Origin of the sequence: Methylobacterium sp. Leaf99 (assembly GCF_001422375.1) — a bacterium.
Lineage (GTDB): Bacteria > Pseudomonadota > Alphaproteobacteria > Rhizobiales > Beijerinckiaceae > Methylobacterium.
Genome location: NZ_LMMU01000008.1, coordinates 18,858 through 43,876 on the forward strand (window position 1 = coordinate 18,858; position 25,019 = coordinate 43,876).

The window sequence follows — 25,019 nt, forward strand, 5'->3', positions numbered from 1 at the left end:
GCCGGTGAGGCGAGGACGATGCGAGAGGCATTCAAGAAGGTCGAGGCGCTGCAGCGCCCCAAGACGCAGGAGATCTCCATCGAGGACGTGGAGCGCGGCATCACGCGTGCGACCCAGGCCCTCACGGCCCTCTCCCACGCCGACGGGCACCTGTGCTTCGAACTCGAGGCCGACGCGACGATCCCGTCCGAATACATCATGTTCCACCAGTTCCGCGCGACGGAGATCGCGCCGGGCCTGGAGGCCAAGATCGGCAATTACCTGCGCCGGACCCAGGGCAAGCACGGCGGCTGGTCCCTGGTCCATGACGGGCCGTTCGACATGAGCGCCAGCGTGAAGGCCTACTACGCCCTCAAGTTCGTCGGCGATTCCGTCGAGGCGCCGCACATGCGCCGGGCCCGCGAAGCGATCCTGTCGCGCGGGGGCGCCGCCAATTCCAACGTCTTCACCCGGTTCCTGCTGGCGCTGTTCGGTCAGGTGCCGTGGCGCGCCGTTCCGGTGATGCCCGTGGAGATCATGCACCTGCCGAAGTGGTTTCCGTTCCACCTCGACAAGGTCTCCTACTGGGCGCGCTGCGTGATCGTGCCCCTGCTGGTGCTCCAGGCCAAGAAGCCCCTCGCCAAGAACCCGCGCGGCCTCGGCGTGGCCGAACTGTTCGTGACCCCGCCCGAGCATGTCCGGCACTGGCCCGGCAGCCCGCACGCGACTTGGCCGTGGACCCCGATCTTCGGTGCCATCGACCGGGTTCTGCAGGCGACGCAGGAGCACTTTCCGAAGAAGCGCCGCCAGCGGGCCGTCGACAAGGCCGAGGCCTGGGTCAGCGAGCGCCTCAACGGCGAGGATGGCCTGGGCGCCATCTTCCCGGCCATGGTCAACACCGTGCTCATGTACGACGTGCTCGGCTACGCCGCCGACCACCCGCAGGTGATGATCGCCTGCGAGGCCATCGAGAAGCTCGTGGTGGTCAAGGAGCACGAGGCCTACGTCCAGCCCTGCCTCTCTCCGGTCTGGGACACGGCGCTGGCCGGCCACGCCCTGCTGGAGGCCGGAGGTCCGGAGGCGGAGCATCAGGCCCGGCGCGGCCTCGACTGGCTCAAGCCCCTGCAGGTCCTCGACATCAGGGGCGACTGGGCGGCGGGCCGACCCAACGTGCGTCCCGGCGGCTGGGCGTTCCAGTACGCCAACCCGCACTTCCCCGACCTCGACGACACCGCCGTGGTGGTGATGGCCATGGACCGCGCCACCCGCCAGCACGGGCTGGTGGCCGACGTGCCCGATTACGCCAACGCGATCAGTCGCGCCCGCGAATGGGTCGAGGGCCTGCAGTCGAGCGATGGCGGCTGGGCGGCGTTCGACGCCGACAACAACCACCACTACCTCAACCACATCCCGTTCTCGGATCACGGCGCGCTGCTCGATCCGCCCACCGCCGACGTGACGGCGCGCGTCGTCTCGATGCTGGCCCAGCTCGGCGAGACCCGCGACAGCTCGAAGGCCCTCGATCGCGGCGTGACCTACCTCCTCGCCGACCAGGAGGAGGACGGCTCGTGGTACGGCCGCTGGGGCATGAACTTCATCTACGGCACCTGGTCGGTGCTGTGCGCGCTGAACGCCGCCAACGTCGATCCGGCGAGCCCTGAGATCCGCAAGGCGGTCGCCTGGCTCATCCGCATCCAGAACCCCGATGGCGGCTGGGGCGAGGACGCCTCGTCCTACAAGATCGACCCGGCCTTCGAGCCTGGATACTCCACCGCGTCGCAGACGGCGTGGGCGCTGCTGGCCCTCATGGCGGCGGGCGAGGCCGACGATCCGGCCGTGGTGCGCGGCATCAACTACCTGACGCGGACGCAGGGGGCCGACGGCTTCTGGTCCGAGGAGCGCTACACCGCCACCGGCTTCCCGCGGGTGTTCTACCTGCGGTACCACGGCTACCCGAAGTTCTTCCCGCTCTGGGCCATGGCGCGGTTCCGCAACCTGAAGCAGTCCAACACCCGGACCGTCGCGTTCGGGATGTAGGGGCGTTCTCGATCCTTCCCCGCCGGGGAGGATCGGCTTGTTCTGGAGTCGCGATGCGCCCCGTCCTCGCCGTCACCGGCCTCGCCAAGGAAGCGCGCCTCGCCGCCGGGCCGGGGGTCGTCGCCATCGGGGCCGGTGGCAACCCGCAGCGCCTGCGCGCGCTTCTCGAAGCCCGGACGCCGCCGGATTGCCGTGCCGTGGTGAGCATCGGCATCGCCGGGGGGCTCGCACCGGACCTCGTCCCAGGGGATGTGGTCATCGCCACCGAGATCGTGGCCCGGGACCGGAGCTATCCGGTCGACGGGGCCGTCGCCGATGCGCTCATGGGCCGGCTCGCGGGTTTCGGCTCCGTCCGCCGTGCCGCCGTCGCCGGCGTCGAAACGGCGATCCTCGCTGTCGCCGACAAGGCCGATCTCCACGCGCGCACGGGTGCCGTCGCCGTCGATATGGAATCCCAGGTCGCCGCCGCTTTCGCGGCCCGGCACGGCCTGCCCTTCGCGGCGATCCGCGTGGTGTGCGATCCGGCCGTCCGAGCGATTCCCGCCTTCGCCGCCCAGGCCCTGAAACCCAACGGCGAGCCCGACATCGTCGCGGTCCTGACGGCGATCCTGCGCGATCCGCGCCAGATCGGCACCCTCGTGCACCTCGCCCGCGATTCCGGTCGGGCCTTCGCGGCCCTGAAGCGCTGCCGCCCCCTGCTCGGTGCGAGCCTCGGCGTACCGTAGGACGAAGGCGTCGAACAACGAAAAGCCCCGCGACACCTGCGTGTCGCGGGGCTTTTCGTTGGGATCGCTAGGCGCCTGACTTTGCGGGCGCCGAAGCGGCTCAAGCGGCCGTGCGGTTGCGGGCTTCGCGCTTGGTGTCGACGCCGGAGGCTTTGATCTCGGACAGCTTCTGGGCGACGTTGCGGGAGAACACGAACTCGGCCGGGCGCTGCTTGTCGAGGTTGATCTCGGGCGCCATCTTGCCCTCGGTCCTGATGCCACGGATGGCATGGATCAGAGGCTTCCACGGCTTCGTGGCCGAATCGACCACCGAGGAGGCCTCGTAGCCCGAATGGACCATGCAGTCGGCGCACTTCTCGTAATTGCCGGTGCCGTAGGAATCCCAGTCGGTCTCTTCCATCAGCTCCTTGAAGGTGGCGGCGTAGCCCTCACCCAGGAGGTAGCAGGGCTTCTGCCAGCCGAACACCGTCCGGGTCGGGTTGCCCCAGGGCGTGCAGTGATAGGTCTGGTTCCCGGCGAGGAAGTCGAGGAACAGGCCGGACTGCTGGAACGCCCACTTCTGGCGGCCCTTCTCCTTGCCGTGGCGGAACACGCCGCGGAACAGGTCCTTCGTCGCCTTGCGGTTGAGGAAGTGCTGCTGGTCGGGCGCGCGCTCGTAGGCGTAGCCCGGCGAGACCGTGATGCCGTCGATGCCCATCTTCGTCACGCTGTCGAAGAAGTCGGCGATCTTGTCGGCGGAGGAATTGTTGAAGAACGTGCAGTTGATGGTGACGCGGAAGCCCATCTCCTTCGCCTTGGCGATGGCGGCCACGGCCTTGTCGTAGACGCCGCGCTGGCACACGGAGCCGTCGTGCATCTCCTTGTCGCCGTCGAGATGGATCGACCAGGTGAAGTACGGGCTCGGCTTGTACTCCTTGATCTTCTTCTCGAGCAGAAGCGCGTTCGTGCACACGATCGCGAACTTCTTCTGCGCGATGATGCCCTCGACGATCTGCGGCAGATCCTTGTGCAGGAGCGGCTCGCCGCCGGCGATCACCACCATGGGTGCGCCGCACTCACGCACGGATTCCAGGGCGTCGGCGACGGGGAGACGCTTGTTGAGAATCTCGTCCGGGTAATCGATCTTGCCGCAACCGGCGCAGGCGAGATTGCAGCGGAACAGCGGCTCCATCATCATCACGAGCGGGTAGCGCTTGCGACCGGTGAGGTGCTGTTTCAGGATGTAGCCGCCAATCTTCGCGACGTACCGGAGGGGAATACCCAAGACGTGGCTCCTTGTTGCTGGCCCCGATGTATCGGGCTGCTTAGCGTGAAAAAAAGCGGAATTCCAGCGACCTAGGTTGGAACCAATCTGAAACGGCGCAAAACCCGCCGGGGTCGCGTGCCTTTCCAGGACCCTGGGATAATCCCGCCACAGGCCCGGACGTTGGGCGGGTCTCTCGCGTCGGTTCCTGGGTCGGTTTCTGGAAAGAACGTGGCTCGCTGGAGGCAGCCGGGCGATTCTCGATGAAACGCCTGTTGCACTGCGATCGCTGGAGAGAAGACCCGCGATCATGAGTTTTGTGAGGCGACCCGTTGGAGGACGCCGGTGATTTTTTCCTAGCCACCCGGCGCGTGCCGCCGCCCGGCACGGATCGCAACCGCACGCGGGTGCGAAAGCGCACGGGGGTACGATGCGGAGGGAGAGAGAATCCCCGTGCGTTGCATTCCGGACGCTGGACCCTTACTGAGCCAAGCGAGAAGATCGGATTGCCGTGCCCGTCCGTTTGCTCGCGCAGACGGGGCGACCGGAATTCGCCGCCAGGGGCTTCGCACTCGTGGATCGTGCCGACAGGTGAAAACCGTCCGTTGGAAACCACGCGATCCGCACGTGCCGGCCCATGGGTCGGCGGCTTCTGACAGAGCCGGGCTCGGCCCGATCGCATCGCACAAGCAGGCAGGATACCCGTGATCGAACGGCTCGTCGCGTTTTCCGTCCAGCGTCGCTGGCTGGTCATAGCCCTGGTTGCCCTCGTCACCGTCGCGAGCGCTGGCCTGGCCGCCCACCTGTTCCGCATCAACACCGACGTGGAACGGCTGATCGACAAGGACGTGCCCTGGCGGCAGGACGAGATTGCCTACGAGAAAGCCTTCCCGCAGCGGACCGGCACCCTCGTGGCGGTCATCGACGGGAAGACGCCCGAGCAGGCCGAGGAGGCCGCGGCCAACCTCGCCAAGGCCCTGGCCGACCGTAAGGATACGATCGAATCCGTCTACCGCCCGGATGGCGGCCCGTTCTACGAAAAGAACGGCTTCCTGCTGATGTCGCAGGAAGAGCTGACGAAGACCACCGAGCAGCTCGTGCAGCAGCAGGGGCTGCTTGGACCCTTGGCGGCCGACCCGTCCCTGCGCGGCATCATGCGGGTGCTCAGTCTCGGTGCGAAGGGCGTCAAGAGCGGCGACGCCAAGATCGAGGACCTCGATCGGCCCATGGGCCAGATCGACGAGACCCTTCGTACGGTGCTCGCCGGCGAGCCGGCCCGGCTGTCGTGGCAGACACTGCTCTCCAACGGCAAGCTGCAGAGCACCGATCTGCGCAAGTTCGTGATGATCCAGCCGGTGCTGGACTACAACGCCCTCCAGCCCGGCGCGACGGCGACGGCGGTGGTGCGCAAGATCGCCGCCGACCTCAAGATCAACAACGGCGAGTACAATGTCGGTGGTGGCGCCCGCATGCGCCTGACCGGTCCCGTGGCCGTGGCCGACGACGAGTTCGCGACCCTCGCGGAGGATGCGTTCCTCAATTACAGCGTCACCACGGGCGCCATCGTGCTGTTCGTGTGGCTCGCCCTGCGCTCCGCTTCGCTGGTCGGCGCGGTGCTCATCACCACCTTCGCCGGCCTCATCGTCACGGCGGCCCTCGGCCTGCTGATGGTGGGCGAGTTGAACCCCATTTCCGTCGCCTTCGCGGCCCTGTTCGTCGGGCTCGGCATCGATTTCGGCATCCAGTTCGCCGTGCGCTACCGGGCCGACCGGTTCGAGCAGCCCGACCTGCCCTCGGCGCTCCGCGCCGCCGCGCGCGGCGTCGGCTGGTCCCTGACGCTGGCCGCCATCTCGCTCATCGCCGGCTTCTTCGCCTTCCTGCCCACGGCCTTCCGCGGCGTGTCCGAACTCGGCCTCATCGCCGGCGTCGGCATGATCGTCGCCTACCTGTTCTCGCTCACCCTGCTGCCGGCCCTCATCGCCGTGTTCAAGCCGAAGACGGAAGCGAAGGCCGTTGAGACCACCTGGATGGCGGGGGTCGATCACTGGATCATCGAGCACCGCAAGGCCGTGCTCATCGGCGTCGGCCTCGTCACGGTGGCGGGCATCCCGCTCCTGTTCAAGCTGCCGTTCGATTCCAACCCGATGCACCTGCGCAGCCCCAAGGTGGAATCGATCTCCACTTATCTCGACCTGATCAAGGACCCGGAGACGAGCCCGAACCTCATCGACGTCCTCGCCCCCTCCCCCGAGGCGGTTCCGGACCTCGCCGCCAAGCTGCGCAAGCTGCCCTCCGTGGCCAAGGTGATCGATATCGACACCTTCGTGCCCCGCGATCAGGATCAGAAGCTCGCCATCATCGCCGACACGGCGCAGCTCCTCGGCCCGGCGCTCAACCCCGGCCGCAAGCCGCCGCCGCCCACGGATGCGGACAACGTGAAGGCGATCAAGGACACGGCTGCCGCCCTGCGGACGCTGACCGGCGCCCGCGCGGCCGAGGCCCTCGCGGGGAGCCTCGACAAGCTCGCCACCGCCCCGGTGGCGACGCGGGAGGCCGCCAGCGTTGCCCTGACGACGGACCTCAAGACCCTGCTCACCCGCCTCGCCGGACTCCTCAATCCGCAGAAGATCACCCTGGACAACCTGCCGCCGAAGCTGAAGGCGGAGTGGGTCACGGCGGACGGGCGCTCGCGCATCGAGGTCCATCCGAGCGGCGACGCCAACGACAACGTCGTCCTGCGCCGGTTCGCCAAGGAGGTGCAGACCGTGGCACCCCACGCCACGGGCGCGCCGGTGGCCACCACGTCGTCGAGCTACACCATCCTCGGCGCCTTCGTGCAGGCGGCACTGACCGCCCTGGTGCTCATCTTCATCATCCTGTCGGTGGCCCTGCGCAAACCCTGGGACGTGGCGATGACGCTCGGCCCCCTGGTGCTCGCCACCCTGTGGACCCTCATGGCGCTCCACGTGGTCGGCATGCCGCTGAACTTCGCCAACATCATCGCCATGCCGCTGATGCTCGCCGTCGGCGTGGCGTTCCACATCTACTACGTCATAGCGTGGCGGGCGGGCGTCGCCGACATGCTGGCCTCCAGCCTCACCCGGGCGATCTTCTTCTCGGCGCTGACCACCGGCACGGCCTTCGGCTCCCTGGTGCTGTCGAGCCATCCGGGCACGGCCAGCATGGGCAAGCTGCTGGCCCTGTCGCTGTTCTTCACCCTCGTGGCGGCGTTCTTCGTGGTCCCGGCCTTCCTCGGCCCACCGCCGAAGCAGCCCGACCCGAAGCGCCCCGAAGGCGACGCCGCCGTACCGCCGGACCTTCAGACCAGGCGTCCGGCCGAGGCGGTCTCGGCGAAATAGGCCGGGCGTCCTTCGAGAATGGCGAGCGGGCGCGGGTGGATCCCGCGCCCGTTCTGCGTTTGGGGGGATCGCAATGTTCCGGACTGGACGCTTGTCAGCGGCATGCTAGAATTTACGCCATGACGACGATCCTGTTGGAGGAGGCCGGCCCGATGCTTGCCGACCTCGCCAAGCGCGTAGAGAACGGCGAAACCATCGTGGTGGCTCGCGATGGCAAGCCCGTTCTCGACCTCGTGCCTCATCGACCCGATGAGACGCAGCGGTGCACGGGTATCGACTGGGACGCCGCTTATGCCTATCTGCGAGCGAATGGGCTCGATGATCCGTTCCCTTTCGTCGCCGATGATTTCGATGATCCCCTGCCGGAGGATTTCCTACTACGGCCGTTGCCCTGATCGATGCGTCTCCTTCTCGACACGCACGTCCTGATCGCGTTTTCAAAGGGACAGCTGGAGCGTACCTATCCGGTGATCGCCACCGGCCTTGCCCTGACCGAACACGACGTCGCTTTGAGTGCGGTGAGCCTCTGGGAAATTGCGATCAAGGCTCGGCTGGGTAAGCTCGATGCGGGAATGCCGCCCGCGAACCTTGCGGTATTTTTCGAAGCCGCAGGCCTCACCATTCTGCCGATCACGCATCACCACGTGGTGGCCGAGGTGTCGCCGGAACCCGTGACTCGCGATCCCTTCGACCGCCTTCTGCTGGCACAATGCTGGACCGAGCAACGCTTCCTCGTCACCGTGGATCACGCCCTGCGCGACCACCCCCTCGCCGCCCGCTTTCCATAAGGCGGCCGATTACGACGCAAAATCCGAGAACCCGCCGCGGATCGCGCCCGATCCCGCCAGGGCGGCGCGGGTGGCCGGCGCGATCAGGGCATCGCGCTCCGCCGCGTAGGCGTAGCCCGGGGCCTCGCCGGGGAAACCGCCGCCGGTGCCGGGGTGGGTGTAGAGTTCCGTGAGACCGTCCGGCAGATGGGCCAGGAGGCCGGCCACGCGGGCCGGCGTCATGGCGCCGGACCAGGCGAGCCCCAGGGTCCGGTCGGGGATCAGGAGCCCGGCCTGACGCGCGCGCACGGCCAGCAGGGCGGCCCAGGGTGCGCTGTCGCGGGCCGGCTTCGGGTGGGTCCCCGGTTCGGCGGCGCGCAGCACCGCCCGGGGCTCGCGCGGCACGCGGATCGCCCGCATGCCGTAGCGGCGGCCGATGGCCAGCACCGCACCGGCGATGAGGGGGTGGACGTGGAAGTGCTTGTGGGCGTTGACGTGGTCCAGGGGCAGTCCGGTGGCGCGATAGGCCTCGAACTGGGCCGTGATCTCCGCCGCGAGCTGGCGCCGGGCCGCCGGTTTCAGGGCGAGGTCGAGGCCGAGCTTGCCCATATCGCCGCGGATGAGGCCGTCCGGCCCGACGAGGTCGGGCAGGTCGGCGGGCGGCAGGGTCGGCCATGCCTCGACCAGGACGAGGTGCAGCCCGACCCGGAGCGACGGCAGGCGCCGGGCGCGGGCCACGGCGTCGGCTGCGGCAGGCGCGCCGACCATCAGGCTCGCGGCCGTGAGGATGCCCTCGCGATGGGCCTGCTCGACGGCCTCGTTGACCGCCAGACTCAGACCGAAATCGTCGGCCGTCACGACGAGACGCTTCACGAAAAGCTCCTGAGGAATGGGTGTCGAGAGGGCAAGCCCTCTCGCGGGTCGAGGGCGGACCCCCGAACGAAAACGGCCGGGCTGTGAGGCCCGGCCGCGATTGTCGGAGGGATGAGGCTCAGGCCGCCTTGGCGGTGCCCTGGCGCTCCTTGAGGAAGCGGTAGAACTCCACGCCCTCTCGCAGGCGGCGCTTCATCATGTCGGGCGAGCGCACCATCTCGGAGACGATGGAGGCGATCTTCGGGGCGCGGAAGTAGAACTTCCGGTAGAATTCCTCCACCGCCGCGAAGATCTCGGAATGCGACAGGTGGGGATAATGCAGCGGCGCGATCTGCACGCCGTTCTCGTCGACGAGCTCGGCGTTGGCGATGTCGAGCCAGCCGTTCTCGACCGCCTGCTTGTACAGGAAGGTGCCCGGGTAGGGGGCGGCCAGGGACGCCTGGATCGTGTGCGGGTTGATGCGCTTGGCGAACGCGATGGTCTCCTGGATCGTCTCACGGGTCTCGCCGGGCAAGCCGACGATGAAGGTGCCGTGGATGGCGATGCCGAGGTCGTGGCAATCCTTGGTGAACTTCTCGGCGACCTCGACGCGCATGCCCTTCTTGATGTTGTTCAGGATCTGCTGGTTGCCGGACTCGTAGCCGACCAGCAGCAGGCGCAGGCCGTTCTCCTTCAGAACCTTAAGGGTCTCGCGCGGCACGTTGGCCTTGGCGTTGCACGACCAGGTGACGCCGAGCTTGCCCAGCTCGCGGGCGATTTCCTCGGCGCGCGGCAGGTTGTCGGTGAAGGTGTCGTCGTCGAAGAAGAACTCCTTCGTCTGCGGGAACTCCTTCAGGCAGTACTTGATCTCCTCGATCACGTGCGCGACCGAGCGGGTGCGGTAGGTGTGACCGCCGACGGTCTGCGGCCAGAGGCAGAAGGTGCAGCGGCTCTTGCAGCCGCGGCCCGAATAGAACGAGATGTAGGGGTGCTTCAGGTACCCGATGAAGTACTTCTCCATCTGGAGGTCGCGCTTGTACACGCTCGTGACGAACGGCAGCTGATCCATGTCCGTCATGATCTCGCGATCGACGTTGTGGATCACGACACCGTTGGCATCCCGGTAGGACAGGCCCTTGATCTCCGACATCGGCGTGCCGTCGGCGACTTCCTTGACGGTGAAGTCGAACTCGTTGCGGGCGCAGAAATCGATGCACGGGGCCTGGGCCATGGCACCGGCGGCGTCGACAGCGACCTTGGCGCCGATGAGGCCGGCGATGAGCTTCGGATTGGCGGCCTTCAACGCCTCGACGGTCTTCACGTCGGACTTGAACGACGGCACCGAGGTATGGAGCACCACGAGATCGAAGTCGTTGGCCTGGGCCACGATCTCGGCGAGCTTGATGTTGTGCGGGGGCGCATCGATGAGCTTCGAGTTCGGCACCAGGGCGGCCGGCTGGGCGAGCCAGGTCGGGTACCAGAATGACTTGATCTCGCGCTTGGCCTGGTAGCGGGAGCCGGCGCCGCCGTCGAAGCCGTCGAAGGTGGGAGCCTGCAGGAAGAGGGTGCGCATGGGGTTCAAGGCCTCAGCGAGAAGGAAACGGGACGGGCGGGAAGCTAGAAGCGAAGTTCAGAGCGAGGATGCACCAGCATCGTGGCCGAGACTTCGCTCGGGGATCAGTGTGCCATCCGCAACCACCCGATAATCGTGGCCCTTCCATGTCACCGCACCCGAGACGAAGCTCCAGGAGAAGTTCATGAACGAGAGGATGTCGCGAATCGGCAACAGCCAATACGGATGGGGCGCCAGCCCGAAGGCCCGCTCCAGGCGCACGCACAGGACGATGCGGCAGGCGAGCGCCAGGGCCGCCACGGCCAGGGCGTGGATGCCGGCGCCCGGAATCAGCGCGCCCATGAGGGCGAGGGGGAAGGCGTGGGTGACGATGGAGCCGGCGTAGCCCGCCGGATCGACGTTGCGGATGGTGCGGTTCCAGCGCAGCTCGTGGCTCCATAGGCCGGCCAGATCGGTGTCGACGCAGGTATGGCCGATGGTGAAGGTCGGGATCGCGACGATTCCCCCGCCGGCGCGCAGGGCTTCGCCGATGGCGTAGTCGTCGGCGAGGTCATCCCGGAACGCCTCGAAGCCGCCGATCTCGGTCAGCGCCTTCGCCGTGAACGCGATGGTGGAGCCGAAGCAGGGCTTGGCGAGGCCGAGGGAGGTGCCCATCACCACGTTGGGCAGGAACTGCACGTCGATGGCCAGCGCCGAGAGATGGGCCCAGATGCCCCGGTGCGCCGGCACGCCGTGGTAGAGGCAGGTGACGCCGTTGATGCCGGGCTGGCTCAGCTCGGCGACGATGCGGGCGAGGTAATCCGGCTTCACCACCATGTCGCTGTCGGCGAGCACCACCACCGCGTGGGCGATGGAACCGGTCATGTTGATGAGGTTCGAGACCTTGCGGTTGGAGCCGTGCTGGCGCGCATCGACGACGAGGTCGAGGCGAAGGGCCGGATAGGCCTCGGCAAGACGGCGCACGACCGCGATCGCCGGGTCGGCGGCGTTCTGCACGCCGAACACCACCTGGACGGGGGCGGCATAGGCCTGCTGGCAGAAGGTCTCGAGGTTCTCGTAGAGGTTCGGCTCCATGCCGCAGAGCGGCTTGAGGATGGTCACCGAGGGCGGCGTGCCCTTGAGGACGGGCACGGTGCGTCGGGCGAAGCGGCCGGCCAGGGCCGCGGCGGCCAGACCGTAGACGCAGCCGGCCAGCGCGAGCAGCAGCAGGAGGTGCGAGAGCCAGATCAGGTCCATGGGGGCATCGCTCGGTCACGGGGCTCGTGAGAGTGCCGCGAGGAGAGCGGCGCGAAGGTCGGTACGTCGGTGGTGAAGCCGGCTGTGACCGGACTCTAAGGCGCCGGTTTGGCGGCGAGCATGACGGCGGTGCGTTCGCGCAGGAATTTCAGCAGTCCGTCGGCGCCGCCCGCCTTGAGGGGGTCCGCGAAGCTGCCGCGCAGGGTAGCGACCTCGCTGACGTTGCCGTTGAGGTAGATGTCCCGGATGCGGTTGCCCGGGCCGACGAGGTAGTCGACCTGAGAAGAATCGCCGTCGGCGTTGGCGGCCTCGCTCTGGACCAGCCGGTCGGCGCCGCGCGCCTCGCTCTCGGGCTTCACCGTGAACGTGCCGCCGGCGGCCTGCCGGAGGCGGGTGGCGTAGGTCGCGATGAAGTACTGGCCGAAGGCCTCCGTGAGGGAGCCCTGCTGCTCGGGGGAGAATCCCTTCCACGTCGGACCGACGGCGACGCGCGCCATGGCGGGGAAGTCGATGGTCTCGGTCAGCGTCGCGCCGATGGCGGCGGCGCGGGTCCGGACGTCGCCGGGGCCACCCTTCAGGGCGGTCTCGAAGCTGGTGTAGAGGGTGCGGACGACGCCCACCGCCGGATCGTCGGCGGCCCGCGCGGCCAGGGGCACCGTCAGGGGCGCCGCCAGCAGGCCTGCGACGAGGCCCGCACGGAGGATGGGGATCAGGCGCACTTCTTCAGGTCCCCCAGCTCACCCTCGACGGTCCGCAGGAGCGTGGTGCCGCGGTCGGTGGTGTAGGGCATCACCACGGGAGCGGGGTGCGGCGCGGTCTGACGGGGCGTCACCGCGTCCCCGCTCTCCGGCGCCGGCCCGCCCTTGCCTTCCAGGGTGTGCCAGGCGAGCAGCCCGGGGACGCCGACGAGGAGGTCGGCCAGCCGCTTGACGAGGGAGAGGGCGAGGGCCGCCTCGGCCGGGATGCCGAAGATGGCACAGAGTGCGATGAGGCCGCCTTCCTGGGCGCCGAGGGCACCGGGCACGGCGAAGGCCGCGCCGCGCACCGCCTGCGCCAGGCTCTCGATGACGAGGGCCTCGAGGAAGCTCACGGGATAGCCCATGAAGTGCAGGCAGACATAGACCTCGATGGTGCCGATGAGCCAGCCGACGAGGTGGATGCCGATGCCGCTGAGCACCCGGCCGTGATGGCCGTAGAGGCGCTTCAGGGCGTCGTAGAGAACGTCGATGGCGCCGAGCGCGCGCCACTCGCGGGAGCCGGCGAAGCGGCTGACCAGGGATTGGATCACCTTATGGCCGCTGCGGCGCTGGATGAGGTAGAAGGCGGCCAGCGCTGGCGCGGCGACGGCGAGCCCGCCCGCCACGGTGCGGACGATGGGGCCGTCCCCGGCGAGCCAGGCGAGCAGCACGACGCCGGCCACGGTGAACAGGAACTGGGTGACCGCCTGGGTCATCAGATCGACGAACATGCTGGCTCCGGCGACGCCGCCGGAGACGCCGCGCTTGGTCAGGAGCCGGGCGGCGACGAAATCGCCCCCGACCTGGGCCACGGGCAGCAGGGTGTTGATGCCCTCGCGCACGAACCGGAGCGTGACGCAGTCGCGGAAGGACGGGCGCTCGAAGCGCGGGAAGATCACGAACCAGCCCAGGCCCGCCCAGGCCACGGCCACGGCGCGCGCGACCACGACGACGAGGGCGCCCCATCCGGCGCTGACCACGGCAGCGGCCACGTCTTCGAGACCCGAGGACAGGAACAGGCCAACGACCGTGCAAAGACCGGCGATCAGGGCCAATGTCGTCAAACGCTTCATGGTCCCCTTTCGGACGTCGGTTCGGCTGATCTCTGCTGAAATCCCGCCGTGTTTCCGGGTCAGAAGACCGCCGGAAGCGATGAACGTCATCGGAAGTTGCAGCTTTGGGAAGCGTTGTCTATCACCCGATAGACACAGTGCGGGCCAAAGCGGGACAGGGGCGAAGCCCCAAAAAAGCAGCCGCAGGACGCGCGACAGGGGTACGATCATGGACCGCGAATCACACATCACGGCGGGTGAAGCCGTCGATCAGGACGGGCGTGGCGACCGCACGGCGTCGGCCGGTTTCGGCGCTCCCGGAACGCCCAAGCCGCACTCGCCGGTGATGGCCTGGAACGAGTGGGACCCCCTGGAGGAGGTCATCGTCGGAAGTCTCGACGGTGCGACCATTCCGACACACCACCTGACGGTGATCTTCAACCTGCCGCGTGCGGCCCAGCCGTTCTACCGCTTCGCGTCCGGCTTCCGGTATCCGAAGTTCATGAAGAAGCTCGCCCAGCAGGAGCTGGACAACTTCATCTCGATCCTCGCCGGCGAGGGCGTGAAGATCCGCCGGCCCGACAGCATCGACTTCTCGAAGAAGTTCCGGGCGCCGCAATGGTCCTCGCGCGGCTTCTGCGTCGCATGCCCGCGCGACCCGTACCTCGTCATCGGCGACGAGATCATCGAGAGCCCCATGTGCTGGCGGTCGCGCTACTTCGAGGGCGACGCCTACCGGTCGCTCTTCAAGGAGTACTTTCGTGCGGGTGCGCGCTGGACGTCCGCGCCGCGTCCGCAGCTCACCGACGAGCTCTACAACTACGATTACCGGGTGCCGAACCTGAAGGCCGGCGAGCCGATGCAGTTCACGGTGAACGAGTTCGAGCCGGTGTTCGACGCGGCCGACTTCGTCCGCTGCGGCCGCGACCTGTTCGTGACCCGCTCCAACGTCACCAACCTCATGGGCATCGAGTGGCTGCGCCGCCACCTCGGCCCAGGCTTCCGCATCCACGAGATCGAGAGCCGCTGCCCGCAGCCGATGCACATCGACTCGTCGTTCATGCCGCTGGCCCCCGGCAAGGTGCTGGTGAACCCGGACTACATCGACGTCGAGAAGCTGCCGGCCGTGCTCAAGAAGTGGGACGTGCTCATCGCCCCGCGCCCCGACCCCGTCGAGGGCTTCATGAGCAAGATCTCCATGTGCTCGCCCTGGACCTCGATCAACGTGCTCGCCATCGACGAGAAGAAGATCGTCGTCGACCAGAGCCAGCCGACCCTGATCAAGGCCCTCAAGGATTGGGGCTTCGACCCGATCCCGGCGCCGTTCCTGTCCTACGGACCGTTCGGCGGCTCGTTCCACTGCGCCACCCTCGACGTGCGCCGCCGTGGCACCCTGAAGTCCTACTTCTAGGATTCTTTTACGTCGAGGATGATCGACAGATGCGGAAGCGCGCCGACGGTGCGCTCCCGCCGCAGGGTTCGCGCCCGCCCCGTAATCGCCTCAGGCGATCCGCCCGCGCACGGTCCGCCGCCAGACCGTCGCCGCCGCCGCCAGGGCGAGACCGTATTGCAGCATTCCGTTCTCGGCGAGATCGGCGGGCGCCGCGTGCCACTGCAGGGCTAGACGCGTGCCGGCGTTGAGCAGCATCAGCCCAAGGCAGAAGATCAAACTGGCGACGAGGGTGGCGACGAAATCGGGCATGGCGATTCATCCGGTGAACCCGGATGCGGTGTCGCAAGGCTTGCGCCAGGATTTTTCGGCGCCAGGATTTTTTCGGCGCAATGAGGACGGGCGATCAGGCCGCCGGCGGCTTCGTCGCCCGCATGGATGGCCGTGAGCCGAAAGCCTCGAACCAGACCGCGAGGGTCGGGCTCCGCCGGCGCCAGGCCAGGTTGGGCAAGCGCAGGTCGAGGTAGCCGAGCGCGCAGGCGACCGTAATGGTCCCGATATCGACCCGGTCGGCGAGGGCGTCTGCACCGGCCTCGAAGGCATCGAGGGCGCTCTCGATCTTGGCGGTCTGCCCGGTGATACAGGCGGCCGAGCGCTCGCCCTCGGCGCGCACGGTGAGTTCGTAGCGGATGAGAAGCGCGGCATCGAGGATGCCGTCGGCCGTCGATTGATCGTTGAGCGCCATCCAGCGGGCCGGGCCGGGGCGGGGAAACACCGCCCCGCCGCCGACGGTGTCGAGGTATTCGCAGATCACCCGGCTGTCGGCGAGGACCCGTCCGTCATCGGTGATCAGGGTCGGCACCTGGGCTAGGGGATGCACCGCCAGGATATTGGCGTCGCGCTGGGTCGGGTGGGCGGCACTGGAGAGGAGTTCCAGGCGCCCGGCGATCCCGACCTCGTGGGCGACGACCATGACCTTGCGCACGAACGGCGAGACACCGGAGTGGAACAGCTTCATCAAGGGGCGAGATCCGGTTCGGGCACGGGGGATCAGGGCCGGCGGGATGCCGGCTTGGCACGGGTGGCTGCGGGCGTGACGACGGCGGCCGGCGGCGGCGTCAGGCGCGGTGTCTCGACGACGAGGCGCTTGACCGGCCAGCCGTCGGCCCACCGCTCCATGTCGCTCAGCCGCGGATTGGCCTTCAGCGCCTGCGCATCGGCACCGCCGAAGGCCGCCGTGGCTGCGAGATCGAAGGTCTTCCAATAGGCGAGATAGTCGAGACTGTCCGTGCGCGCGTTGTTGATCTGCGCGACCAGGGTGGTCTGCTCGCCGGTGAGCGCCATGTCGGGCGTCCACTTGAACGGTGGCGTCGGCTGCTTCGGGTCACGCGGCGGCTCGGGCGGCGGTTTCAGGGCGGCGCCATCATAGGCCGGGTCTGCACCGGCGGGCGAGGCCAGGGTGGCGGTGAGGGCCGGGAAGCCATGGTCGTCCGACAGGGCACGCAGGAAGAGCTTGCGCTCGGGCGTCACGGCGCTCGCCTCGCGCAGGAGACGGCGAGCCGCGAGATCGGCCGCCCGTGCGTCGCGGTCGCCGATCACCGTGACCACGAGGGTCTCGGGGGCGATTCTGGACAGGTCGTGCAGGACGATGCCGCGCGCCTTGGCGTCGCTGGCGATGCCGCCGGGCATGATCGCGAAGACGAGGCGCGGCACGGGCAGGCCCTGCTCGGCTGCGTCCGCCGCGACGTTGGCGGCGATGGGCGCACCAGCGAGATGCCCGATCACCGCGACGCGCTTCACATCCGGTTTGGCATCGGCATCCTGGGCCAGCTCCGAGAATGCGGTCTTGAGCAGGCGTTCGGCGCTGGCCGAGGCATCGGCCGGTCGCGTCCGGTTGATCTCCTGGAAGCGCGGAAACACCACGAGGAATCCCGTGCGGGCAAGGTGATCGATCCAGGCGCCGTAGGCCTGCGGGTTCGGCGCTCCCCAGGCGTGGAGGAACACCGCCACGGGGCGGCCCTCCGCGGGGGCGGGCCCCGCCTTGTGGAAGATGAAAGTCGCCGCGCCGGGCCGCCCGAGGGCACGCTTGACGATGGTCGCGGCGCGGTCGCCGATCCCGCCCGGTCCCTCAGCCGGCTGAACCGGCGGAGCGGCCGCCAAGGCCGGGCCTTGCGGGGCACTGACGAAGCAAAGGCAAGCGGCGGCAAGGCCGAGGCGAAGGTTCAGGCGCATGGCGGGCTCGACAGACGAAATCGGAACGGCAGGGGCCCGACGGCCGAGACATAGCAGATCACGCAGGGCGCGCGACGGCGGGAGCAAAGCTCCTGAATAGTGCGGTATTCCCGCCGCACTCTATGATGCCGCGCCGTCCTCGCTCGCGTGCCGTCGCTTCCCGTCGATGAGGTTCGCCAAGTGCAGGAGATCGCCGGGCACCGAAGAATCCTCGACGTCGCCATAGAGATCGCGCAGATCGTTTCCGATCCGCGCGAGCAGCGCCGACTCGTCGAAGACCGTGTAGGACGCGGCCGTCATCGGGGCATATCGGTTGGGTTGGTTGCCGGACGTCATGGGAGTCACACCGGACCGCTCGCGCGGTTTCGTACGAAGAGACTCGGTAAACGGTCCGGTACGCTCAAGTTTCCACTTTGCCGACGATAATTTTGGAACCGCTCGCGCCCGTCCCGATCACGTCGGGACCGATCCGGGCTTCGGACGAGCGGCCAGCCGCTTCCTGAACCCAGGCCAGGATGTCGGCGGCACGCCAGGGTTTGGGGATGAACGTCGCAGACATCCGCAGGTCGCTCGGCTGGTCGCCGGCATCGCCCGACGTGAGGAGAACCCGGACCCGGGGCCAAGTGACGCCGATGATGCGAGCGAGCTCGAAACCGCCGATGGGACCCGGCGTACGAACGTCCGAGAAGACGACGCTGACTTCGTCGCCGCGGTCGTTGAGGATCGCCAGGGCACGTTCGGCCGTCTCGGCCTCGATGACCCGAAAACCCGTCTCCTCCAGCAACTCGGCCGCGAGATAGCGCTCGTCGGGCTCGTCCTCGACGACGAGGATGACCGGGCGTGCATCGGACAGGGGGGAAGAACTCATGGTCCGGAACGCTCTTCAAGCCAGGACGGCGGGCCGATCCTCTTAGTATCCGATCCGTGAGCTAACCGACGAATGTGTCGGCCATGCGGGCGCAGGCCGCGACGTTTTTCGATCAATGCAGCATTCGTGCCTCAGTTCCCCGTCGAGGGGCCGCGCCCGGCATCGTCGTCAGACGCCCTGCGTCTTGAGAAAGGCCAGGGCTCGGGTCCAGCCGTTCTCCGCCGCTTCGCGCCGGTAGCTCGGGCGGTAATCGGCGTGGAAGCCGTGGGGTGCATCCGGATAGACGACGAGTTCGACGGACTTGCCTGCCGCCCGTGCCTTGTCCCGCGCCGCCTCGATGGCAGCAACCGGGATGCCGGTATCGGCGGCGCCGTACAGACCGAGAAGAGGTGCGTTGATCTCGCCGGCGACATCGTCGGCCGTGCGTGGCTGGATCGACGTGCGTTCGCCGCCCATGGCGCCGTACCAGGCCACGCCGGCCTTCAGATCCCGGCGATGGGCGGCGTAGAGCCAGACGCCCCGCCCGCCCCGACACCAGCCCATGGTGGCGAGGCGGGATGCGTCGCCGTTCGAGTTCGAAACCGCCCAGGCCACGGCGGCGTCGAGGTCGGCCATCCACTGGGTGTCAGGCGTCTTCGAAATGACGTCCCGGACGATCACCTTGGCATCGGTCATGGTCGAGAGATCGCCCTGGCGGGCGTAGAGCTCGGGTGCCACGGCGCAGTAGCCAACCTTGGCCAGGCGCCGGCAGATGTCCTTGATGTAGTCGTGGACGCCGAAAATCTCCTCGATGACGAGGATAACCGGGAACGGTCCCTGCCCTTCCGGCATTGCGCGGTATCCGGGCATCGGCCCGTCGGCGGCGGGGATGCGAACTTCGCCTGCCACGAGGCCGGCGGCGTCCGTATGGATCACCTGCGCTTCGACGGAAGTCGTGGCGAGGGTGAGTCCGGTCATCAGGCTCGTCATCACGAAGCCGCGCCGGGAAAACGGAGGTGCCAGGAGGCCTTCAAGGCCGTTCATCCCGGCCGCGCCGTCATCGTGATCGTGTCTCATGATTCTCTCCGATGCCCGACCGGCATCTAGGGCCGGGCGCTCGGAGAGCAACGTCCCGCGTCAGAGCGCGACGCGCTGGACGCCCGCCTCCACCGTCCGCGGCACCGGCATGCCATTCCGGCGGCTGCCGCCCCGCACCTCCGGCGAAGCATTGCGCTTGCGCGCGGCGCTCTGCTTCTGTGCCTTGGGGCGGATCACCTCGCCCAGGGTGACGAAGCCGTCAGCGGCCTTTCCGATGCCCTGCCCGGCCGTCAAGCCGAAGCCCATGGCGAAGGACGGGGCGAGACCGGCATCGCGGGTGATCGCGAAGGTGTCGAGGGCGGCGAGGAAGGCCTCGCGGAACGGCAAGGGCCGGAACCAGCTTTTCTCGGCCAAGTGCAGCGGCCATTCCCACAAATCGCCCCGGCGCATTCCGAGCACGTCGCGGGCGATGAAGTACCCGGTCGCGCGATGCTCCAGCCCCTCGGGCAGGACGCTCCATTCGGCGTTGCCGAACAGGGGGGGGGCGGTCACGCGGATCTCGTCCGGATGCAGGTCGATCATGATGTCCCCTCATGGCGCCGCGCGAATCACCCGATCGGTGATCGACGTGTCGTTTAGAACATTGAGGGAACATTGGTCCGAATCGGGACGGTCGTCAAGCGATGTTCTTGTTGCGTTCGTGTGTGACCGTCAGGATTTGGGTTTGCGGAACAGCGGGTGTTCCACCCGGTCGCCGGCATGGATGCCCAGACGCGCCGTGGTGCCGGCATTGAGCTCGAGCACGGATAGGACCGCCTCGCCCGATGGGATGACCTTCGTCGAGAGCGGTTCCGTATCCGTGGCGATGCGCGCGATGGTCCCGTCCGCGCGGATGAACACCATGTCGAGGGGCAGGTAGGTGTTCTTCATCCACATGGCCACGGGTGCGGCGGCCTGGAAGTCGAACAGCATGCCGTGATCGGGGGCCATGGTGCGCCGGTACATGAGGCCGCGCGAGCGGTCGGCATCCGTCCGCATCACCTCGACGGCGAAGGCGTGGCGCCCGGCGCGGGATGCGATGGTCAGGGGCTCGGTCGGGCCGGAGGCCGAATCCTGCGCGGGGGCGGCCGTGAGACCGAGACCGAGGAACAGGAGCGCACAGAGCGCGCGCAGGGCGGCTTTGGTGTTCGACAACGCGGAACTCATGCTTGGGGAAAAAGTGTGGGCTCGGGGAAAAGCTTGGTTCAGTGCGAGGCGGGCAGCGCGCCGTTGGGAAAGCGGACCTCCGCCGCCATCCTGCCCTTCGAGCCGTCACCGTAGCGGACGAGAACGATCTCGCCGGGTTTGAGTTCGGCGATGCCGTAGCGGCGAAGCGTCTCCATATGCACGAAGATGTCGGGCGTGCCGTCGCCCCGGCTGAGGAAGCCGAAGCCGCGCAGGCGATTGAACCACTTCACCACCGCCGTCTCGAGGCCGCTCGTCGGCGTGACGCTGACATGGGTGCGCGGCAGCGGCAGTTCGGAGGGATGCAGGGCCGTGGATTGATCGAGGGAGAGCACCCGGAACGCCTGCCAGCCGCGCGGCCGCTCGGTCGCCTCCACGACGACGCGCGCGCCCTCGCTGGCGGATTGGTGACCGTCGCGGCGCAGGCAGGTGATGTGGAGCAGCACGTCCGCCGCGCCGTCGTCGGGCACGATGAAGCCGAACCCCTTCGCCACGTCGAACCACTTGATCCGACCGGCCACCTCGACGAGGTCGAGGGGGCGCTGGGTCTCGCCGCCGAGGCCCTCGCCGGTGCGGGCATCCGCGTGCTCGTCCGCCGAATGCCCCCCGTAGGAGCCTGCCCCGAAATCGTCCGACATTAAGCAACCCATACCGAATCACGCCACGCGATCCGAAAGGGAGATTAACGAAGTCGTCACCCTGCGGAAGCCTAATTGGTGTCCGCGCGTGTCGATCCATGCCGCATTGTTCGGCAGGCGGGTGCGGCTGCCACAGGGGATCGCGAGGGCGTCGGATCGATGTTAGGGCCAGGGGATGGCCCTCCCTCCACCCGGTCCCGACGCCGCCCCCGTGTCCCGGTCGCGCGCGCGCATCGACGCCCTCGACGCCGCACGGGGCGTGGCTCTCGGGGCGATGGCGATCTACCATGCGACCTGGGACCTGGGGTACCTCCGGCTGACACCGGAAAACTACGCCCTCACGCCGGCCGGCAGGATCGCCGCCCACCTCATCGCCGGCGGCTTCCTCGTCCTCGTCGGGATCGGGCTCGTCCTCGCCCATGGCGGTGGCGTCCGGCGCAGGGCCGTGCTGATGCGCCTCCTGCGCATCGGCGGGGCGGCGCTCGCCGTGACGGCGGCGACCTACGCGCTGTTTCCGGGGAGCTACGTGTTCTTCGGCATCCTGCACTGCATCGCACTCTCCAGCGTGCTCGCCCTGCCGTTCCTGTTCGCACCGGTGGCGGTGACGGCGCTCTGCGCCGCCGTCGTGATGGCGGCGCCCCACGTCGTGGGTGGTGGGGTGCTCGACGCGCCGGCCCTGTTCTTCCTCGGGCTCGGCCGGACGTTGCCGCAGACCAACGATTACGTGCCGCTGTTCCCGTGGTTCGGGCTTGTCCTGGCGGGAATCGTCGCCGGGCGCCTCGGAATGCCCCGTTTGGCGGACACGCGGATCGGCGGCTGGCGGGCCACGCGAGGACCCGGGCGTTTCGCCGCCTTCGCCGGACGGCACAGCCTCGCCGTCTATCTCGTCCACCAGCCCGTGCTGCTGGCGCTGTTCGCGGGCCTCGCCGCCCTCACGGGGCCGCATCCGCGCGCCGGCGAGGCGGAGTTCCGCACCACCTATGCCCGCAACTGCGTCGCGACGGGGGGCGAAGCCGCGGCGTGCCGGTTGGCGGCGCGCTGCGTCGTCGGGGCCTTCCGGCGCGACGGCCTGTGGGCGCAATCGCATCGGACTTTCACGGTGGCGGAGCGGGCCCGCGCACAAGTTCTGTCGCAGGACTGCTACGAGGCCGCCGAAGGCACCGCCCCGGTGCCCTGAAAGCCTCAGTCCTTGGAACTCAGTCCTTGGCGCGCTCCACGTAGGAGCCGTCTTCCGTCATGATCACCACGCGGGTGCCGACGGCGATGTGCGGCGGCACGGCGGTCCGCACGCCGTTCGACAGGATGGCGGGCTTGTAGGACGAGGACGCGGTCTGGCCCTTCATGGCCGGCTCGGTCTCGGTGATCTCGAGGGTGACGCGCTGGGGCAGCTCGACGGTGAGCGCGACGTCGTTGTGGATCGAGACCTTCACGGTCATGCCCTCCTGGAGGTAGGGGGCGGCATCGCCGATCACGTCCTTCTGGATCGCGACCTGCTCGTAGGTCTCGGGGTTCATGAAGTGGAAGCCCTCGCCGTCCTCGTACAGGAAGGTGTGGTCGCGGTCCTCGACGAAGGCGCGCTCCACCGACTCGGTGGTGCGGTAGCGCTCGGACACCTTCACGCCGTCGGTGATGCGGCGCATGTCGAGCTGCGTCACCGGGGTGCCCTTGCCGGGGTGGATGTTCTCGATCGTCAGGATGACGTAGAGCTTGCCATCCTTGTCGACGACGTTGCCCTTGCGGAGCGTAGAGGCGATCACCTTCACGGGGTCAGGTCCTGTTCGTGTCTCGAGAAACGGGTCGGTCGCCCCGGCGCGGTTCCGGCCCGCGGGAGCGACATCGTCGGTCCGCCACTACCCTATCCGTGGCCCCGTTGCCAGCCGCAGGACTTGCTGGGTGTAGCAGCCGGGAGGCTGCGAGACGTGGAGGCGCCCGGCCACCCGTGATATGGCCCGCCCGATGACCGACCCCTCCCCCTGGTGGCATCCGGACCGCCACGCCGACCGGCGCCCGGCCCTGATGGCGCGCAACCGCATCACCGCCGCCCTGCGGGGACACTTTTCGAAGCGCGACTTCGTCGAGGTGGAGGCGGCCTGCCTCCAGGTCTCGCCCGGCAACGAGGCCCATCTCTCGGCCTTCGCCACTGAAATTCTCGGGGCCGATGGGGTTTCCCGCCCGCTCTACCTCCACACGTCGCCCGAGTTCGCCTGCAAGACCCTGCTGGCGGCCGGCGAACACCGGATCGTGAGTTTCTCGCGGGTGTTCCGCAACCGCGAGCGCGGGCCCCTGCACCATCCCGAGTTCACCATGCTGGAATGGTACCGGGCGGGCGAGGACTACACCCAGCTCATGCGGGACTGCGCCGAGGTGCTGGCGCTCTCCGCCGAAGCGGCGGGCACGCGGGTTCTCACCCATCGCGGCCGCGAAGCCGATCCGTTCGCGCCCGTCCGGCGGCTGACCCTGGCCGAGGCCTTTTCGGAGGTGGGCATCGATCTGCTGGCGACCGTAGCCGCGGACGGGACGACGGACCGCGATGCCTTCGCGGCATCCGTGGCGCGGGCGGGCCTGCGGGTTGCCGAGGACGACACCTGGGCCGACCTCTTCAGCCGCGTCCTCGTCGCCCGCATCGAGCCCGGTCTCGGCCTCGGGCGCCCGACCATCCTGTGCGAGTATCCCGTGTCCGAGGCCGCCCTGGCCCGGCCGAGCCCAAGCGATCCGCGGGTGGCCGAGCGGTTCGAGCTCTATGCCTGCGGCGTCGAACTCGCCAACGCGTTCGGCGAACTCACCGACCCGGCCGAACAGCGCCGGCGCTTCACCCTCGAGATGGACGAGAAGGAACGGGTCTACGGCGAGCGCTACCCCATCGACGAGGCGTTCTTGGAGGCGCTCGCCATCATGCCGGAGGCCAGCGGCATCGCATTGGGCCTCGACCGCCTCGTGATGCTCTGCGTCGGCGCGCCCCATATCGAGGACGTGCTGTGGACCCCCGTCACCGGGGGACGGCCGTGAACCGCCCGCTCAAGAGCGCCGCCGATCTCGTCCGCGCCGGCTTCGTGGATGCGGCGGCCTTGCCTGCCCTGGAGGCCGTGGCCGCCCGCTACGCCGTCTCGGTGACGCCGGACCTCGCCGACCTCATCGATGCGGCCGATCCCCACGACCCCATCGCCCGCCAGTTCGTGCCGCGAACGGAGGAACTCGCGACGCGCCCGGAGGAGGATGCCGATCCCATCGGCGACGACGCCCACAGCCCCCTGCCCGGCCTCGTCCACCGCTATCCCGACCGGGTCCTCCTGAAGCCGCTGCACGTCTGCCCGGTCTATTGCCGGTTCTGCTTCCGCCGCGAGCGGGTCGGCCCCGACGGTCTCGGCACCCTGAGCGACGGCGAACTCGACGCGGCGTTCGCCTACATCGCCGGCCGGCCGGAGATCTGGGAGGTGGTGGTCACCGGGGGCGATCCCTTCGCGCTCTCGCCCCGGCGGCTGGCCTGCATCGCCTCGGCGCTGAAGGCGATTCCCCACGTGCGGGTGCTGCGCTTCCACACCCGCGTGCCGGTGGTCGATCCGTCGGCCGTCAGCGACAGCCTCGTCGCGGCCCTGAAGCAGTTCGACGGTGCGGTGTTCGTGGCGCTCCACGCCAACCATCCGCGCGAGTTCACCCCCGCCGCCGCTGGCGCCATCGCCCGCCTCGTCGATGCCGGCATCCCCATGGTGAGCCAGACGGTGCTGCTCGCCGGCGTGAACGACGATCCCGACACCCTCGGCCGGTTGATGCGGACCTTCGTGGAGCACCGGATCAAGCCGTACTACCTCCATCACGGCGACCTCGCCCCCGGTACCGGGCACCTGCGCACGGATCTCGCCGAGGGGCGCGCCCTGATGGGGCACCTGCGCGGCCGGCTCTCGGGACTCGCCCAGCCCCTCTACGTCCTCGACATCCCCGGCGGCCACGGCAAGGTGCCGGTGGGGCCGGACTACCTCCGGGCGACGGAGGCCGGCTGGCGGGTCGAGGACCCGCAGGGGCGCGTCCACGACTACCCGCCGATCCCGAAAGCGTGAGGCCGGTTCGCGCCTCGCGTCCCCTCCCCTGAAGGTCG

At 68.7% G+C, this 25,019-nt stretch carries 25 protein-coding genes; 9 read left to right on the plus strand and 16 right to left on the minus strand.

Going from position 1 to position 25,019, the window contains the following annotated elements; all coding sequences use genetic code 11:
• The first annotated feature begins 18 nt into the window (after positions 1-18).
• Positions 19-2,016, plus strand: coding sequence for a squalene--hopene cyclase (shc, locus tag ASF28_RS15140; RefSeq protein ID WP_056095070.1), 1,998 nt, complete (start codon positions 19-21; stop codon positions 2,014-2,016).
• A gap of 53 nt (positions 2,017-2,069) precedes the next feature.
• Entirely contained in the window at positions 2,070-2,741 is a 672-nt protein-coding gene (locus ASF28_RS15145) for a phosphorylase (protein WP_056094304.1), read from the plus strand.
• Positions 2,742-2,841: 100 nt separating this feature from the next.
• Here the strand turns inward: ASF28_RS15145 and hpnH are convergent, their stop codons facing one another.
• The gene (gene hpnH / locus ASF28_RS15150; RefSeq protein WP_056094307.1) at positions 2,842-4,005 is read right to left on the minus strand and encodes an adenosyl-hopene transferase HpnH; all 1,164 of its coding nucleotides are present in this window, start codon (positions 4,003-4,005) and stop codon (positions 2,842-2,844) included.
• Between the two features lie 683 nt (positions 4,006-4,688).
• Here hpnH and ASF28_RS15155 point away from each other — a divergent pair.
• The 3 genes from ASF28_RS15155 (at position 4,689) to ASF28_RS15165 (ending at position 8,131) form a co-directional block, all read left to right on the plus strand.
• A complete protein-coding gene (locus tag ASF28_RS15155) occupies positions 4,689-7,343 on the plus strand; it encodes an MMPL family transporter (RefSeq protein ID WP_056094309.1) in 2,655 nt (884 codons plus the stop codon).
• Between the two features lie 119 nt (positions 7,344-7,462).
• The gene (locus ASF28_RS15160; protein WP_056094312.1) at positions 7,463-7,738 is read left to right on the plus strand and encodes a type II toxin-antitoxin system Phd/YefM family antitoxin; all 276 of its coding nucleotides are present in this window, start codon (positions 7,463-7,465) and stop codon (positions 7,736-7,738) included.
• 3 nt (positions 7,739-7,741) lie between these two features.
• A complete protein-coding gene (locus tag ASF28_RS15165; protein WP_056094315.1) occupies positions 7,742-8,131 on the plus strand; it encodes a type II toxin-antitoxin system VapC family toxin in 390 nt (129 codons plus the stop codon).
• 9 nt (positions 8,132-8,140) lie between these two features.
• Here ASF28_RS15165 and hpnK read toward each other — a convergent pair whose 3' ends face one another.
• The 5 genes from hpnK to ASF28_RS15190 all read right to left on the minus strand — a co-directional run bounded on the left by hpnK (position 8,141) and on the right by ASF28_RS15190 (position 13,581).
• Positions 8,141-8,983: a hopanoid biosynthesis-associated protein HpnK gene (hpnK, locus tag ASF28_RS15170; protein WP_056094318.1), complete on the minus strand. Its 843-nt coding sequence runs from the start codon at positions 8,981-8,983 to the stop codon at positions 8,141-8,143.
• 118 nt (positions 8,984-9,101) lie between these two features.
• Positions 9,102-10,535, minus strand: a complete 1,434-nt coding sequence (hpnJ, locus tag ASF28_RS15175) for a hopanoid biosynthesis associated radical SAM protein HpnJ (RefSeq protein WP_056094321.1) — start codon at positions 10,533-10,535, stop codon at positions 9,102-9,104.
• A 57-nt stretch (positions 10,536-10,592) separates the two neighbouring features.
• Positions 10,593-11,771 (minus strand): bacteriohopanetetrol glucosamine biosynthesis glycosyltransferase HpnI, encoded by a 1,179-nt coding sequence (gene hpnI / locus ASF28_RS15180; protein ID WP_056094324.1) that lies wholly within the window; start codon positions 11,769-11,771, stop codon positions 10,593-10,595.
• Between the two features lie 95 nt (positions 11,772-11,866).
• Positions 11,867-12,481, minus strand: coding sequence for an MlaC/ttg2D family ABC transporter substrate-binding protein (locus tag ASF28_RS15185; RefSeq protein WP_056095074.1), 615 nt, complete (start codon positions 12,479-12,481; stop codon positions 11,867-11,869).
• The gene (locus ASF28_RS15190; RefSeq protein WP_056094328.1) at positions 12,481-13,581 is read right to left on the minus strand and encodes a flippase-like domain-containing protein; all 1,101 of its coding nucleotides are present in this window, start codon (positions 13,579-13,581) and stop codon (positions 12,481-12,483) included. Before ASF28_RS15190 ends, ASF28_RS15185 begins: the two co-directional genes overlap by 1 nt.
• 208 nt (positions 13,582-13,789) lie before the next feature.
• Here ASF28_RS15190 and ASF28_RS15195 point away from each other — a divergent pair, with 208 nt between their 5' ends.
• On the plus strand, positions 13,790-14,971 hold the full coding sequence (locus tag ASF28_RS15195; protein WP_056094330.1) for a hypothetical protein: 1,182 nt from the start codon (positions 13,790-13,792) through the stop codon (positions 14,969-14,971).
• Between the two features lie 90 nt (positions 14,972-15,061).
• Here ASF28_RS15195 and ASF28_RS15200 read toward each other — a convergent pair whose 3' ends face one another.
• The 9 genes from ASF28_RS15200 to ASF28_RS15240 form a co-directional block, all read right to left on the minus strand.
• Positions 15,062-15,262: a hypothetical protein gene (locus ASF28_RS15200; RefSeq protein WP_056094332.1), complete on the minus strand. Its 201-nt coding sequence runs from the start codon at positions 15,260-15,262 to the stop codon at positions 15,062-15,064.
• 94 nt (positions 15,263-15,356) lie between these two features.
• Positions 15,357-15,968 carry a glutathione S-transferase gene (locus tag ASF28_RS15205; protein WP_056094336.1) on the minus strand — a complete coding sequence of 204 codons (612 nt, stop codon included), beginning with the start codon at positions 15,966-15,968 and terminating at the stop codon, positions 15,357-15,359.
• Between the two features lie 32 nt (positions 15,969-16,000).
• Complete coding sequence (locus ASF28_RS15210; RefSeq protein ID WP_056094338.1) at positions 16,001-17,182, minus strand: poly(ethylene terephthalate) hydrolase family protein; 1,182 nt, start codon at positions 17,180-17,182, stop codon at positions 16,001-16,003.
• A gap of 120 nt (positions 17,183-17,302) precedes the next feature.
• Entirely contained in the window at positions 17,303-17,482 is a 180-nt protein-coding gene (locus tag ASF28_RS15215; RefSeq protein WP_244475044.1) for a hypothetical protein, read from the minus strand.
• A 100-nt stretch (positions 17,483-17,582) separates the two neighbouring features.
• Positions 17,583-18,050 (minus strand): response regulator, encoded by a 468-nt coding sequence (locus ASF28_RS15220; protein WP_056094342.1) that lies wholly within the window; start codon positions 18,048-18,050, stop codon positions 17,583-17,585.
• A gap of 168 nt (positions 18,051-18,218) precedes the next feature.
• Positions 18,219-19,073 carry a dienelactone hydrolase family protein gene (locus ASF28_RS15225; protein WP_056095083.1) on the minus strand — a complete coding sequence of 285 codons (855 nt, stop codon included), beginning with the start codon at positions 19,071-19,073 and terminating at the stop codon, positions 18,219-18,221.
• 93 nt (positions 19,074-19,166) lie between these two features.
• Positions 19,167-19,649, minus strand: a complete 483-nt coding sequence (locus ASF28_RS15230) for a hypothetical protein (RefSeq protein WP_056094345.1) — start codon at positions 19,647-19,649, stop codon at positions 19,167-19,169.
• A 129-nt stretch (positions 19,650-19,778) separates the two neighbouring features.
• On the minus strand, positions 19,779-20,273 hold the full coding sequence (locus ASF28_RS15235; RefSeq protein WP_056094348.1) for a DUF192 domain-containing protein: 495 nt from the start codon (positions 20,271-20,273) through the stop codon (positions 19,779-19,781).
• Between the two features lie 38 nt (positions 20,274-20,311).
• Positions 20,312-20,929, minus strand: a complete 618-nt coding sequence (locus ASF28_RS15240; RefSeq protein ID WP_056094351.1) for a cold-shock protein — start codon at positions 20,927-20,929, stop codon at positions 20,312-20,314.
• A 175-nt stretch (positions 20,930-21,104) separates the two neighbouring features.
• On the opposite strand from ASF28_RS15240, the gene ASF28_RS15245 reads away from it, so the two are divergent.
• Positions 21,105-22,106 (plus strand): heparan-alpha-glucosaminide N-acetyltransferase, encoded by a 1,002-nt coding sequence (locus ASF28_RS15245; protein WP_056094354.1) that lies wholly within the window; start codon positions 21,105-21,107, stop codon positions 22,104-22,106.
• A 19-nt stretch (positions 22,107-22,125) separates the two neighbouring features.
• On the opposite strand, the gene efp is transcribed toward ASF28_RS15245, so the two are convergent.
• The gene (gene efp, locus ASF28_RS15250) at positions 22,126-22,692 is read right to left on the minus strand and encodes an elongation factor P (protein WP_056094356.1); all 567 of its coding nucleotides are present in this window, start codon (positions 22,690-22,692) and stop codon (positions 22,126-22,128) included.
• Positions 22,693-22,885: 193 nt separating this feature from the next.
• Between efp and epmA the strand changes: the two genes are divergently transcribed.
• Both epmA and ASF28_RS15260 read left to right on the plus strand, forming a co-directional pair.
• Entirely contained in the window at positions 22,886-23,935 is a 1,050-nt protein-coding gene (gene epmA, locus ASF28_RS15255) for an EF-P lysine aminoacylase EpmA (protein ID WP_056095086.1), read from the plus strand.
• Complete coding sequence (locus ASF28_RS15260; RefSeq protein WP_056095089.1) at positions 23,932-24,981, plus strand: lysine-2,3-aminomutase-like protein; 1,050 nt, start codon at positions 23,932-23,934, stop codon at positions 24,979-24,981. Before epmA ends, ASF28_RS15260 begins: the two co-directional genes overlap by 4 nt.
• Positions 24,982-25,019: the final 38 nt, after the last annotated feature.